The organism is Bradyrhizobium sp. IC4060 (assembly GCF_020193715.1).
Lineage (GTDB): Bacteria > Pseudomonadota > Alphaproteobacteria > Rhizobiales > Xanthobacteraceae > Bradyrhizobium > Bradyrhizobium yuanmingense.
Map to the genome: position 1 here is coordinate 316,937 of NZ_JADYVJ010000003.1, position 14,121 is coordinate 331,057.

A 14,121-nucleotide genomic window follows, 5' to 3' on the forward strand; every position below is an offset into this window, starting at 1 on the left:
GGCAAACGGTGGCGCGACCCTAGCGTTTCAGCTCAATTTCAAGGAACACGATCTCAGTTGAGGTTTCGTTAAGTACGTCATGCTGGACGCCGGCCTTGCGGAAATAGGATTTCCCGGCGGCAAGCTGCGCCTTGGACCTTTCGCCATTGGGCGCGACGATGGTCATCTCGCCGGCGGCGAGCGGAACGATCACATAGTCCATGCCATGGGTGTGATGGCCGGTGGCGCTGCCGGGGGCAAGCCGCCATTCCGTCACCCGGACCTCTTCGTTGTCGACCTGAACCTCGGACTGGGCGGCAAGCACCGGGAGCTCCTTCTAGGGTACGAAAACCATGAACACGTAGACGGCAAATACCACCATATGCACCAGGCCGAACAGGACATTGGTCCTGCCCGTGCCGAAGGTCAGCATGCTCAGGAAGAAGGTCAGCAGCAGGAGCACGCTGCCTTGGGCGCCGAGGCCGAGCTCGAGCTCCTTGTCGAGCGCGTAAGTGGCGACGCCGACGGCAGGAATGGTCAGGCCGATGGTCGCCAGCGACGATCCCAGAGCGAGGTTGATGCTCTTCTGGAGGTCGTTCTGGCGGGCCGCCGAGACGGCCGCGACGCCTTCCGGCATCAGGATCAGAAGCGCGACCAGAAGCCCGGCAAAGGCCGGCGGCGCGCCAATCTTGGCCGCGACGGCGTCGACCACCAGCGAGAATTTCTTGGAGAGCAGCACGACCGCCAGCAGCGCGATCAGCAGCAGCACGACGCTGAGCACCAGCATCCTGCCCGACAGATGCACCTCGCCGCTGCCGGCGTACGCCCGCTCGTGGACGAAGTAATCCTTGTGCAGGACCGTCTGGGTGTAGAGAAACACCGCATAGAGCGCCAGCGTGACCACGTCGACGAAGCCGAGCTGGACCGCCGAATAGACAGGCCCCGGCGTGGTGGTGGTGTAGTTCGGCAGGATCAGCGTGATGGTCGCGAGCGCGAACAGGACGCTGAGATAGACGTTGGCGCCGGAGAGCTGAAAACCCTGCTCGCGATAGCGCAGGCCGCCGATGAAGATGCAGAGCCCGACGAGGCCGTTGCAGACGATCATGACCACGGCGAACACGGTGTCGCGCGCCAGTGCCGGGGCAGGCTTGTCGCCCAGCATGATCGTGGTGATCAGCGCGACCTCGATGATGGTCACCGAGAGCGTCAGCACCAGCGTGCCGTAGGGTTCGCCGACCCGCTCCGCGATCACCTCGGCATGATGAACCGCCGCGAACACCGTGCCGAACAGGATGACCAGAAGGACGACGGTGAAGAGAAGACCGCCAAACGACAGCGTGAAGACGTAATCCGTGGCGCTGACGGCTGCGAACAACAGCAGGGCCAGCGCCGGAAAGACCCAGGCCGACCGGGGCATCGGATCATGCGCGCTCATCATCGGCTCCAACTACGAAAGCGAGCAATAGCAAATCGGCCGGCGGATTCAATGCCAGTGCAGGATCGGTGCGACCGGCAGGAACGTCAGCAACAGGAACAGCGGGATCAGCACGGCGCCGGCGCGCAGGAGATAACCGAAGAAGCTCGGCATCGCGACGCCGTTCTCGCGGGCGATGCTGCTCACCATGAAGTTCGGCGCGTTGCCGATATAGGTGAGTGCTCCCATGTAGACCGCTCCCATGGAGATCGAGGCGAGCGTGCCCGAGAGCTGATGCATCAGCACCTGCGGATTGCCGCCGGCGAGCTCGAAGAACAGCAGATAGGTCGGCGCATTGTCGAGGAACGCGGACATCAGGCCGGTGAACCAGAAATAAACGACCTCGCGCGGCGCGCCATCCGGCGCCGTCACCGCCGACAGCAGCCAGGCGAACGCGCCGTGATGGCCGGCATTGAGCATGGCAATGACCGGGATGATGGCGACGAAGATGCCCGCGAACAGTTTTGCGACCTCGCGGATCGGCTCCCAGGTGAAGCCGTTGGCCTGCCTGTGCTCGTCGGGCGTCAGCCACACCGACAGCGCCGCGATGGCCAGCAGCGCCAGGTTGCGCGCGACGTCCTCCAGCTCCAGCTTGGTACCGAAAATGTCGAAGGCAATGTCGGGCCTCCACATCGCCGAAGCGAGAAGGCTGGCGACGATGGCTGCGATCAGCACCAGATTGACGAGGCCGCGGATGCGCAACGGCTCTCCCCGGCCTGTGTCGGCGGGCGGCGGCTCACTGCGAAAGCGCCAGACGTCAACGACGGCGAAGATCGCGAGCAGCAGGACGGCGATGAGTGCGGTCTGCAACCAGATGGTCCGCGTGGTCCAGAAGAAGTCAACGCCATGCAGGAAGCCGACGAACAGCGGGGGATCGCCGAGCGGGCTCAGCGCGCCGCCGACATTGGCCACCAGGATGATGAAGAAGATGACGACATGGGTGTTGTGGCGCCGCTGCCGGTTGGCGCGGATCAAGGGGCGGATCAGGATCATCGCGGCACCCGTGGTGCCGACGATGCTCGCCCCCAGCGTGCCGAGGGCGAGGATGCCGACATTCGCCGCCGGCGTGCCCTTGATGTCGCCGGTGATGAGGATGCCGCCGGCCACGACATAGAGAGCGAACAGCAGCACGATGAAGCCGAGATATTCGGCGAGCATGGCATGGACCAGCGCCGCCAAGGTCGCCGCGCCGCCGGCAAAGACGACGAGCGCGGCGAGCGCCAGCAGCGACCAGGCAGCGGTGATCTTGCCGTAATGGTGATGCCAGATCTTCGGCAACAGCAGCGGCCCCATTGCAATCGACAGCAACAAGCCGGCAAAGGGCAGCGCATAGGGCCAGCGCATCGCCGCACCATCGAGGCCGGTCGCGGCAAGCGCATTCTGCGGCAGAAGCGTCAAGCAGGAGACGGCGAGCGCGGGGATGTAACGTTGAGCCAAGCCGTCAGCCGCCAATGAAGCCTCTCGCCGTTTCGATCGCGCCATATTGATCGAGATCGTCGTGCCCGCCGCCCTCGATGCGAACGAACCGCTTGGGCTCGCGGGCGAGCGCGAACAGACGCTCTCCGAAGACGATCGAAATGACAAGGTCATTGGTGCCATGCATGATGAGCAGCGGCACCGTGACGCGCGACATGCGCTGGTCCGAATGGAAAGGGTCGCGCATCAGAAGGCGGACCGGAACGAACCGGAACGATGACGCCGCAATGTCGGCTGTCGACGTATAGGGCGCCTCCAGGATGAGTTTTCCAACGCGATGCTCCGAGGCGAGCGCGACCGCGACGCCCGTCCCGAGCGAAAAGCCCCAGGCGACGATTCGTTCCGCCGCATAGCGCGCGGTGGTGAACGCGTAGGCGGCTGCAGCGTCGCGCAGCAGGCCCTGCTCGCTCGGCATCCCGCTCGAGCCGCCATAGCCGCGATAGGACAGCGCAACGAGGCCGGTGCCGTCGGCAGTCATCGCCTTGAAACGGCCGACGCGGCCGGCGAGAAAATCGCCATTGCCGTGGAAGTAGAGGATCACGGAACGACCGGGCTTGGCCGGCACGTGCCAGACGATGACCTGCTCGCCATCAGACGTGGTCAGGACATGCTCTTGCGCCTCGGGAAGGCCCGCAGCATCGGGTGCGGTGCGGCCGGCGGGCGGGATCGGAAACAGCATCTCGCGCTGGCGGACGTACAGCACGAGGAGACCGGCGCAATAGACGGTCAGGAGCACGATGGCGATCCACTTGACAATGCTCATCATTGCGCGGCCGCTCCCTCGCTTGAGACTAGGGCTTGCGACGGCTCCGCAGCAATTTCATGACGTCGGTCGCAGGCTCGCCGGAACGTCGCGGCAGCTGCACGCCGCCTTGTGGGCAGCGTGCCAGGCGACGCGCTGCTCGCGCACGCCTTGGGCGGCATGCGACGGGACTGGTGCCATTCCTAATTGATGGCCACGGTCCCTCCCCCCGTCACATCGCCTTGACGATGTTCTCGGTGACCTTCTTGGCGTCGCCGAGCAGCATCATGGTGTTGTCGCGGTAGAACAGCGGATTGTCGATGCCGGCATAGCCAGAGGCCAGCGAGCGCTTGATGAACATCACCGTGCCGGCCTTCCAGACCTGGAGCACCGGCATGCCGTAGATCGGCGAAGTCTTGTCCTCTTCGGCCGCCGGGTTGGTGACGTCGTTGGCGCCGATCACGAAGGCGATGTCGGCCTGCGCGAATTCGGAGTTGATGTCCTCGAGCTCGAACACCTCGTCATAGGGCACGTTGGCTTCGGCCAGCAGCACGTTCATGTGGCCGGGCATGCGGCCGGCGACCGGGTGAATGGCGTATTTCACCTCGACGCCTTCCTTCTTGAGCATGTCCGCCATCTCGCGCAGCGCGTGCTGGGCCTGCGCCACCGCCATGCCGTAGCCGGGCACGATGATGACCTTGGAGGCGTTCTTCATGATGAAGGCCGCATCGTCCGCCGAGCCGAGCTTGGCGGGCTTCTGCTCGCCCGTGGCGCCGCCGGCCGCCGCGGTCTCACCGCCGAAGCCGCCGAGGATGACCGAGATGAAGGACCGGTTCATCGCGTGGCACATGATGTAGGACAGGATCGCGCCCGAGGAACCGACCAGCGCGCCGGTGATGATCAGCGCGGAGTTGCCGAGCGTGAAGCCGATGCCCGCGGCGGCCCAGCCGGAATAGGAGTTCAGCATCGAGATCACGACCGGCATGTCGGCGCCGCCGATCGGGATGATCATGAGCACGCCGAGCGCCAGCGCGATGATGGTGATCATCCAGAAGTCGAACGCGCCGCCGGTGAGGACGAGACGGACGATGAAGAACACCAGCGCCACGGCCAGCGCGATGTTGATGATGTGACGGGCCGGCAGGATGATCGGCGCGCCGCTCATGCGCGCGGACAGCTTCAGGAACGCGATCACCGAGCCGGTGAAGGTCAGCGCGCCGATGGCGACACCGAGCGACATTTCGACCAGACTTGATGCATGAATGGCGCCAGGCTTGCCGATGTCGAAGGCCTCAGGCGCGTAGAACGCGCCGGCAGCGACCAGCACCGCGGCCATGCCGACCAGCGAGTGGAAGGCGGCGACCAGTTCCGGCATCGAGGTCATCGGCACGCGGCGGGCGATCACCGCGCCGATGCCGCCGCCGATCGCGACCGCGAGGATCACGAGGACCCAGGCCACGCCATCCGCCGGCGGATGGCTCGCCAGCGTGGTGGCGACCGCGATCGCCATGCCGATCATGCCGAACAGATTGCCCTGGCGCGAGGTTGCCGGGCTCGACAGCCCGCGCAGCGACAGGATGAACAGCACCCCCGCCACGAGATACAAGAATGCAGAGAGATTGGCGCTCATCTCAGGTCCCCATTGATCCCTTCAGCCCGAGGTGGCCGCTTACTTCGACTTCTTCTTGTACATCGCCAGCATGCGCTGGGTGACAAGGAAGCCGCCAAAGATGTTCACGCAGGCGAAGACGAGCGCGACGAAGCCGAAGCCGCGCGCCCAGCCCGAGCCGCTCGAAACCATGCCGACGCCGACGGCGAGCAGCGCGCCGACCACGATCACCGAGGAGATCGCGTTGGTCACGCTCATCAGCGGCGTGTGCAGCGCGGGCGTCACCGACCACACCACGAAATAGCCGACGAAGACGGCGAGGACGAAGATCGACAGCCGGAAGATGAAGGGGTCGACGACCTGTGCAGCGTGCTCCATGGCAATCTCTCCTTAGGCTTTCGGCTGGAAGTTCGGGTGGATCACGGCGCCGTCCTTCGTCAGCGCGGTAGCCTTGACGAGTTCGTCGTCCCAGTTGACGGCGAGCTTCTTCTCTTTCTTGTCGACCATGGTCTCGATGAAGGAGAACAGGTTGCGCGCGTAGAGGCTGGAGGCCGACGCCGCAACGCGACCCGCAACGTTGGTGTAGCCGACGATCTTGATGCCATCGAGGTCGACGACTTCGCCGGCCTTGGCGCCCTCGACATTGCCGCCGCGTTCGACGGCGAGATCGACCAGCACCGAGCCGGGCTTCATCGACTTGACCATGTCGGCACTGACGAGCTTCGGCGCCGGGCGGCCCGGAATCAGCGCGGTGGTGATGACGATGTCCTGCTTCTTGATGTGCTCGGCGGTGAGCGCGGCCTGCTTGGCCTGGTATTCTTTCGACATTTCCTTGGCGTAGCCGCCGGCGGTCTGTGCGTTCTTGAACTCCTCGTCCTCGACGGCGAGGAATTTCGCGCCGAGGGATTCCACCTGCTCCTTGGTGGCGGGCCGCACGTCGGTCGCGGTCACGACGGCGCCGAGACGGCGCGCGGTCGCGATCGCCTGGAGGCCGGCGACGCCGACGCCCATCACGAACACCTTTGCGGCAGGCACGGTGCCGGCTGCGGTCATCATCATCGGAAAGGCGCGGCCGAAGGCTTCGGCGCCCTCGATCACGGCGCGGTAGCCGGCGAGGTTGGCCTGCGAGGACAGCACGTCCATCACCTGCGCTCGGGTGATGCGCGGCATCAATTCCATCGCGAAGGCGGCGATGCCGGCATCGGCCATCGTCTTCAGCGCGGCATCGTTGCCGTAGGGGTCCATGATGGCGATGACGAGGGCGCCGCGCTTGTACTGCGCCAGCTCGGATGCCTCAGGGCGCTTCACCTTGATGATGATGTCGGCGTCCTTGAGCGCGTCAGCGCTGACGGTGGCGCCGACCGCGGTGAATTCGGAATCCGGCAGGCCCGATTTGATGCCGGCACCCGGCTCGACGGCGATCTCGGCGCCCAACGCCTTGAACTTCTTCACCGTATCAGGCGAAGCGGCGACCCGCGGCTCCGACGGATCTATTTCTTTGGCAACGGCGATCTTCATAGGCCCTCCGGCGACGCGGACAAAAACGCGCACGCGAACTTAGCGTTACTCCCGCAACGTTTGGATACCGGTTTTGAAACCGGCTTGTATGCAAATTTAATGAGCAGCCGCCGGCGTTGGCGGATGCAGCCGACGATGGATCAGGTCAGAAAGACCGCCATCAGGATCACGATGAGCGCGACCGAGACCGTGCCGTACTTCACCAGCTTGATGAAGCCCTCATAGGTCTGCTCGTGGGCAACGTAGTCGTTGCCGTCGGCGGTGGTGTACGCCACTTCGCTATGGTCAGCCATGGAATGTCCCCAGTCGAACGTCGAATTCTCGGGCTGGGATACCTGAAAGATTTAGACAGGGCAACGGCACCGAGGCGGGGTTTTCCCGCAAATCGGGTCATTTGGAATTCCAATTGTCCCGGATCCATCGCGTCAGACTCTCCTCACTGACTTCGCCGGCGGCGAGGGAGAGGATGATCGTTGTCGCTTCCGCGGGATCGGGGCTGAAAGCTACGCCGTTCTTGCGAAGAAAAGCCATCATGGCCATGAAGGCGATGCGCTTGTTTCCATCGACGAATGCATGATTTTTCGCGAGGCCGAATGCATAGGCTGCAGCGAGTTCGTCCAACGGCGCCTGTTCCGAGCGCCATTTGTTGATCGGGCGCTCCAGCGCCGAGCGCAGCATGCCTTCGTCGCGCAATCCCGGCGCACCGCCGAAGCGCCGGAGCTGTCGACCATGAATTGCGACAGCCTGCTCGTAAGTGACCCAGAGCGGCTCCTGAGGATCGCTCATGCGCATCGCCAGCTATTTTGCGAGCGTAGCGAGCGTGTCGCGATACTTATCCATGATCTCGTCGGCGATCTCCATCGTCCGCTCGAAATCGGGGTCGTAGGGCAACAGCTGAAAACCACCACCAGGCAATTCCACCACATGCAGTTGCTGGCCGCGCTTGAGATCGAGGCGCTGCATCAGCTCGCGTGGCAACAGCAAACCATCCGAATTGCCGATCTTCTTGATCTCAATTTTCATGGCTGACCTCCGGCGCGTTATACACTTGTATAACACAACCAACGAGTCGGTTCAACGGATGTTTTACGGATGGCGAATGCGTCAGCCCATCGCCTCCAGCTCGTCGATCATTCCGGCGATGACGCTGAGCCCGCCGTCCCAGAACTTTGGGTCCTTCGCATCTAACCCGAATGGCCGCAGCAGCTCGGAATAGTGCTTGGTGCCGCCGGCGGCGAGCATGTCGAGATAGCGCTCGGCGAAACCCTCGGCCGCGTTCTCGTAGACGGCGTAGAGCGAGTTCACGAGACAGTCGCCGAACGCGTAGGCGTAGACGTAAAACGGCGAGTGGATGAAGTGCGGGATGTACATCCAGTAGTTCTCGTAGCCCGCCTTGATCTCGATCGCCGGCCCGAGGCTCTCGCCCTGCACCGACAGCCAGATCTCGCCGAGCCGCGTCGCGGTGAGCTCGCCGTTCTTGCGCTCGGTGTGGACCGCACGCTCGAAGGAATAGAACGCGATCTGCCGCACCACGGTGTTGATCATGTCCTCGACCTTGCCGGCGAGCAGCGCCTGGCGCTGCTTCGCGCTCTTGGTCTGGGCCAGCAGCCGCTTGAAGGTGAGCATTTCGCCGAACACGCTCGCGGTCTCCGCCAGGGTCAGCGGCGTCGGCGCCATCAGCGCGCCGTTCTTTGCCGCGAGCACCTGATGGACGCCATGGCCGAGCTCATGCGCGAGCGTCATCACGTCGCGCGGCTTGCCCTGGTAGTTCATGAGAACGTAAGGGTGCGCTGACGGCGTGGTCGGATGCGAGAACGCCCCGGGCACCTTGCCCGGCCGGACCGGCGCGTCGATCCAGCGGTCGGTGAAGAAGCGCTCGGCGATATCGGCCATTTTGGGCGAGAAGCCGCGATAGGCCGTCAGCACCATGCTGCGCGCCTCCGGCCAGGCGATGACATCGGTCGCCGCGAAAGGCAGCGGCGCGTTGCGGTCCCAATAGGCCAGCCGCTTCTTGCCGAACCATTTCGCTTTCAGCGCATAATAGCGATGCGACAGTTTCGGATAGGCTGCGCGCACCGAGGCGACCAGCGCATCGACGACCTCGCGCTCGACACGATTGTTCAGATGGCGGGAATCGGCCACGTCCTTGAAGCCGCGCCAGCGGTCGGAAATGTCCTTGTCCTTGGCGAGCGTGTTGGTGATCAGCGCAAAGGTGCGCTCATTGGCCTTGAAGGTCTTCGCCAGTGCCTCCGCCGCGCTCTTGCGCTTGGCGCCGTCGCGATCCTGCAGCAGATTCAGCGTCGGCTCGATCGCGAGCTCCTTGGCGCCGACCTTGAAGCGGAGGCTGGAGATGGTCTGATCGAACAGCCGGTTGAAGGCTGAATAGCCGGTCTGCGCCTTCTCCAGGAAAAGCTGCTCGAGCTTGTCGTCGAGCTGGTACGGCTTCTCCTTGCGCAGATCCTCGATCCAGGGACGGTAGTGCGCGAGCTCGGCGGCCTGCATCGCGCGATTCAAAATATCGTCATCGATCCGATTGAGCTCGAGCGCGAAGAACAACAGATGCGTGGACGCCGCCGTCAGCCGCTCGGACACGTCGCCGTAAAACTTTGAAATCGCAGGGTCCACACTGTCGCCGGCATGGACGAGCCCGGCATAGGAGCCGAGACGGCCGGCGAGATCGTCGATCGCCTCATAGCGTCGCACCGCCTCGGCGAGCCACTTTCCGCCATCTTCGTTTGCTGTCCCTGTCGCCAGCTTGCCCCTGTAGTCCGTCTCGAAGGCGACGCAGTCGGCATCCATTCTCTCGAGGTCGCGCGCCACCTCCGGCGCCTCGATCCCGGAATAGAGGTCGGTCAGGTTCCACTCCGGAAGCTTGCCGGTCTTGCTCGCAGCTTTGGAGGGTGCAGCTTTGGAGGGCCTTGCCTTGGGGGCGGATTTTTTGGTGCTTGGCTTGCGGAGAGCGGGCTTGCCGGGAGCGGACTTCTTGAGAGCGGACTTGTTCAAGGCAGATTTGTTCAAGGCGGACTTGGAGCGCGAATTCATTGTGTGGGAAACCTGTGTTCAACAATCGCGGCGGCAGGCGGGGGCATCAAGGTTTAAGCGTGCGTTAATGGGCTTCGGCCAGAGTGCCCCGATTCGAGACAGATAGTAGTAGCGTGCGGGGAACACCATGGCTGCCAGTATTTTGATCGCCGACGACGACGCTGTAGCCCGCCGGCTGGTCGAGAACATGGTGCAGAAATGCGGCTATGAGACGGTCGTCGTGGACTCCGGTGACGCCGCAATTGCCGCCCTCACTGCCCCCGACGGACCGGCCATCGACGCCGTCATCCTCGACCTCGTCATGCCCGGCCTCGACGGCATGGGCGTATTGGCGAAGATCCGCGAAGCCGGCCTGAGCGTCCCCGTCATCGTGCAGACCGCTCATGGCGGTATCGACAACGTGATCTCCGCGATGCGCGCGGGCGCGGCCGATTTCGTCGTCAAGCCGGTCGGCGTCGAGCGGCTCCAGGTCTCGCTTCGCAACGCGCTCAACACGTCCGCGCTCAAGGGGGAATTGCAGCGCATCCGTCACAGCCGCGAAGGACGGCTCACCTTCTCCGACATCATCACCCGCTCCGAAGCGATGACGGGCGTGATGCGCGCCGCCCAGAAGGCGGCAAACTCCGCGATCCCCGTGCTGATCGAAGGCGAGTCCGGCGTCGGCAAGGAGATGTTCGCGCGCGCCATCCATGGCAGCGGCGAGCGCAAGGCCAAGCCGTTCGTTGCGGTCAATTGCGGCGCAATTCCCGACAACCTCGTCGAGTCCATCCTGTTCGGCCATGAGAAGGGCGCCTTCACCGGGGCCACCGAGCGGCACACGGGCAAGTTCGTCGAGGCTCATGGCGGCACGCTGTTTCTGGACGAGGTCAGCGAGCTGCCGCTGACGGCGCAGGTAAAGCTGCTGCGTGCGCTCCAGGAAGGCGCCGTGGAATCGGTCGGCGGCCGCAAGCCGCTCAAGGTCGACGTCCGCATCATCTCGGCCACCAATCGCAAGCTGCTGGAGCGGGTGAAGCAGGGACAATTCCGGGAAGACCTGTTCTACCGGCTGCACGTGCTGCCGCTGACGATCCCCTCGCTGCGCGCGCGGCGTGAGGATATCCCGCACCTGATCAGGCATTTCATCGCGCGCTTTGCCGCCGAGGAGAGCCGCCCGATCACCGGGATCAGCGGCGAGGCGGTGGCCCATCTTGCCCAGCTCGACTGGCCCGGCAACATCCGCCAGCTCGAGAACGCGGTCTATCGCGCCGTGGTGATGAGCGACGGGGACCAGCTTGGTCTCGGCGACTTCCCTCTGCTCGCCTCGCAAGCGCATCCCGTCACGGATATTCCGACCGCTCCGTTGCTGCTCGAGCCGGCGGCGACGCCCTCCGTAGTGTCGGGTAATGAAATACCAATCGCCCCGCTCCCCGCGGTGGGAACGCTGTCTATGCTCACTGCGACCGGGGATGTCCGCCCGCTGGAGGACATGGAGAACGAGATCATCCGTTTCGCGATCTCGCATTATCGCGGCCAGATGTCCGAAGTGGCTCGCCGACTCAAAATCGGCCGCTCGACGCTCTACCGCAAACTCGACGAGGCCGGGGTTCCCGGGCATGGCGGCAAAAGCGGCGAGGAGACGCATTGAGCCCAGTGCGAACGAAGCTTCGCGCGGCGGTGCGAGATCGCTCTAAGCCGTTCGCGTGACGACGGAATTCGTCTGCGATCTGAACCGTGACTTGGAAGTGACAGACAGAGGGAAAAGCGCGTGGCAGAAGCGTACAATCCGTTGCCAAGAGGCTCCCTTGAAGTCAGTTTGTCGTGAGTTGCCCCGGGCAGCGCTGGCCGCAAAATCGGGGCCTGTATATCGTCTGCGTCAGAATCGTTGCGTGCAGGCGTGCAACTTTCGAGAGGCCGGCGCGGTTTAGCCGAAACACCAATAAGCGATAACGAGCTGTTCCATGAAGGAACAGTTCACCCGAGGGGTGCGACACAATGCGTGACTGTTTGAACCACCGTGTGGGCTTTGACCGTGTCTTGATGACGGTCGCGGCGACCTTCCTCACGGTGTCGGCCAGCTCGGCCCTGGCGCAGGATCTGCCGCGCAGCAGCGCCGCGGAACTCGCGATCGAAGCCGCGATCCCGCGCCCCGAACCGGCAAACGTCCCGCCCCCGACTGCAGCCGACATCAAGCTCGACACCACCGCCACGGTGCAGGATTCCACGAAGGACGTCGCAAGGGATTCCGCCAAGGTGAACGTCGCGCCCACGGCGGACAAGGTGGAGACCAAGCCCTCCGACGTTGCCACCACACCCGCGCCGGAAGCGCCGAAGAGCGAGACTGCGAAAACCGAGCCGGCCAAGGCCGACACCGCAACGGCCACGCCGGCGGCTCCCGCAGCACCGGCCGCCGAACCGGTGAAGGCCGCAAGCAACGTGCCCACCGCCGACCAACCGGTCGCGGACAAGCTCAAGGACATCATCGGCGCTAAGACCTCGCGCCATTTCGACCGCAAGAACGAGCGTGCAGCGATTGAGAAGTTCTATGGCGCGCGCGACTTCGCGCCGGTCTGGACGCAAGGCGGCAACCTGACTGCTGCGGCCAAGGGCGTGATCGCACGGCTCAAGGACGCGGCGTCCGACGGTCTCAATCCCGCCGACTATCCGGTGCCGGATTTCGCCGCCACGACCCCCGATGCGCTGGCTGATGCCGAGCTCAAGCTCACCGCCAGCATGTTCGACTATGCCCGCCACGCCCAGAGCGGCCGCATGCATTGGTCGCAGGCCGGCGGCGACATTCTCTATCCCGAGCATCCGGTCGATCCCGGCGAAGTGCTCGCCAAGGTCACGACGGCGGCGGACGCCTCCGCGGCGCTCGAGAGTTACAACCCGCCGCACAAGCTCTACAAGGAGCTGAAGGCCAAGCTCGCCGAGCTGCGCGGCCAGGGCAGCGGTCCGGTGATCGAGATCGCCGACGGCCCTGCGCTGAAATACACCCCTGCCGGCAAGAAGCAGGCTGAGATCGTCGTGGAAGATCCGCGCGTGCCGCAACTGCGCGCCAAGCTCGGCCTCGCCGAGAACGCGAGCGACACCCGCTATGACGCGGCGGTCGCCGAAGCCGTGCGCAAATTCCAGAGCGGCGCCGAGTTGAAGGCGACCGGCATCCTCGACGACAAGACGGTCAAGGCGCTCAACACCCCCAAGCGCGACAAGCAGATCGACGTGGTGCTGGTGAACATGGAACGCTGGCGCTGGCTGCCGCGCGAGCTCGGCGCGCCGTCGCTGGGTGATGCCTATGTCATCCTCAACATTCCCGATTTCACTTTGAAAGTGATGCAACGCGGCCAGCAGGTCTGGACCACACGCGTCGTCACCGGCAAGCCGGGCAAGCAAGCCACCCCGCTCCTCACCGAGACGATGAAGTACATCACGGTGAACCCGACCTGGAATGTGCCGCCATCCATCGTTTACAACGAGTACCTGCCGGCATTGCAGCAGGACCCGACCGTGCTTCAACGCATGGGCCTGAGGCTTGAGCAAAACCGCGACGGCTCGGTGCACATTTCGCAGCCGCCGGGCGAAGCCAACGCGCTCGGCCGCATCCGCTTTAACTTCCCGAACAAGTTCCTCGTCTATCAACACGACACGCCGGACAAGCATTTGTTCGCCAAGGAAGAGCGCGCCTTCAGCCATGGCTGCATGCGCGTGCAGAATCCGGATCAGTACGCCTCCGTTCTGCTCAACATCGTCATGCCGAACGAGAAGTACACGCCGGAGCGCATCCGCAGCATGTACGGCAAAAGCGAGATCGACCTGAAATTCCCGACCCCAATCCCGGTCAACATCACCTATCAGACCGCGTTCGTGGATGAGGCCGGCAAGCTGCAGTTCCGCAAGGACGTCTATGGCCGCGACGCGGCCATGATCAACGTCCTGAAGAACAACCGCGGCAAGGACCTCGAGGCCGTCGTGGCGCATTCCCAGCCGAGCTATTCGCGTCCGGCAACGACGCTGCCCTCCGGAGTGGCCGTGGCCAACAACGGCAGCGGCTTCGGCTCGTCCGGGCCGAACTTCTTCGAGCGGCTGTTCGGGGCGCCCACCCAGGCCGTGCCGCCGGCACCGGTCGGCCGCCGTCCGCAACAGCAGCGGGTGTTTACCCGCTGACGCCCGTCCCGCACTCGTTTTCCTGAAATTCTGCAAGGAAATCAGCGACCCCGTCCCCAGGATGGGGTTGTTGACGTTAACCATGCTGCGACCTGCGATGGGGCGGCGGGCGTTTTTTTGCCACAGTCAACCGCTTAGGAT

General features: G+C 64.2%; 13 protein-coding genes. 2 read left to right on the forward strand and 11 right to left on the reverse strand.

Annotated elements, in window-relative coordinates:
- Positions 1–19: 19 nt before the first annotated feature.
- The 11 genes from I6F16_RS13325 to I6F16_RS13375 all read right to left on the reverse strand — a co-directional run bounded on the left by I6F16_RS13325 (position 20) and on the right by I6F16_RS13375 (position 9,840).
- Positions 20–304, reverse strand: a complete 285-nt coding sequence (locus I6F16_RS13325; RefSeq protein WP_035998690.1) for a cupin domain-containing protein — start codon at positions 302–304, stop codon at positions 20–22.
- 12 nt (positions 305–316) lie between these two features.
- The gene (locus I6F16_RS13330) at positions 317–1,414 is read right to left on the reverse strand and encodes an ionic transporter y4hA (protein ID WP_035998688.1); all 1,098 of its coding nucleotides are present in this window, start codon (positions 1,412–1,414) and stop codon (positions 317–319) included.
- A 48-nt stretch (positions 1,415–1,462) separates the two neighbouring features.
- On the reverse strand, positions 1,463–2,890 hold the full coding sequence (locus tag I6F16_RS13335) for a sodium:proton antiporter (protein WP_225112935.1): 1,428 nt from the start codon (positions 2,888–2,890) through the stop codon (positions 1,463–1,465).
- 4 nt (positions 2,891–2,894) lie between these two features.
- Positions 2,895–3,692 carry an alpha/beta fold hydrolase gene (locus tag I6F16_RS13340; RefSeq protein WP_225112987.1) on the reverse strand — a complete coding sequence of 266 codons (798 nt, stop codon included), beginning with the start codon at positions 3,690–3,692 and terminating at the stop codon, positions 2,895–2,897.
- Between the two features lie 211 nt (positions 3,693–3,903).
- On the reverse strand, positions 3,904–5,301 hold the full coding sequence (locus I6F16_RS13345; RefSeq protein ID WP_057028050.1) for an NAD(P)(+) transhydrogenase (Re/Si-specific) subunit beta: 1,398 nt from the start codon (positions 5,299–5,301) through the stop codon (positions 3,904–3,906).
- 39 nt (positions 5,302–5,340) lie between these two features.
- The gene (locus I6F16_RS13350) at positions 5,341–5,658 is read right to left on the reverse strand and encodes a proton-translocating transhydrogenase family protein (protein ID WP_035998681.1); all 318 of its coding nucleotides are present in this window, start codon (positions 5,656–5,658) and stop codon (positions 5,341–5,343) included.
- A gap of 12 nt (positions 5,659–5,670) precedes the next feature.
- Positions 5,671–6,798 carry a Re/Si-specific NAD(P)(+) transhydrogenase subunit alpha gene (locus tag I6F16_RS13355; RefSeq protein WP_036021943.1) on the reverse strand — a complete coding sequence of 376 codons (1,128 nt, stop codon included), beginning with the start codon at positions 6,796–6,798 and terminating at the stop codon, positions 5,671–5,673.
- 140 nt (positions 6,799–6,938) lie between these two features.
- Positions 6,939–7,091 carry an aa3-type cytochrome c oxidase subunit IV gene (locus I6F16_RS13360; protein ID WP_035998674.1) on the reverse strand — a complete coding sequence of 51 codons (153 nt, stop codon included), beginning with the start codon at positions 7,089–7,091 and terminating at the stop codon, positions 6,939–6,941.
- Between the two features lie 97 nt (positions 7,092–7,188).
- Positions 7,189–7,584, reverse strand: coding sequence for a type II toxin-antitoxin system death-on-curing family toxin (locus I6F16_RS13365; RefSeq protein WP_074447732.1), 396 nt, complete (start codon positions 7,582–7,584; stop codon positions 7,189–7,191).
- Positions 7,585–7,596: 12 nt separating this feature from the next.
- Positions 7,597–7,821, reverse strand: coding sequence for an AbrB family transcriptional regulator (locus I6F16_RS13370; RefSeq protein ID WP_225112936.1), 225 nt, complete (start codon positions 7,819–7,821; stop codon positions 7,597–7,599).
- Positions 7,822–7,902: 81 nt separating this feature from the next.
- Entirely contained in the window at positions 7,903–9,840 is a 1,938-nt protein-coding gene (locus I6F16_RS13375; RefSeq protein ID WP_225112937.1) for a M3 family oligoendopeptidase, read from the reverse strand.
- Positions 9,841–9,967: 127 nt separating this feature from the next.
- Here I6F16_RS13375 and I6F16_RS13385 point away from each other — a divergent pair, with 127 nt between their 5' ends.
- Together I6F16_RS13385 and I6F16_RS13390 are read left to right on the forward strand one after the other, a co-directional pair.
- On the forward strand, positions 9,968–11,464 hold the full coding sequence (locus tag I6F16_RS13385; protein ID WP_225112939.1) for a sigma-54 dependent transcriptional regulator: 1,497 nt from the start codon (positions 9,968–9,970) through the stop codon (positions 11,462–11,464).
- 347 nt (positions 11,465–11,811) lie between these two features.
- On the forward strand, positions 11,812–13,980 hold the full coding sequence (locus I6F16_RS13390) for a L,D-transpeptidase family protein (RefSeq protein WP_225112940.1): 2,169 nt from the start codon (positions 11,812–11,814) through the stop codon (positions 13,978–13,980).
- Positions 13,981–14,121 lie beyond the last annotated feature (141 nt).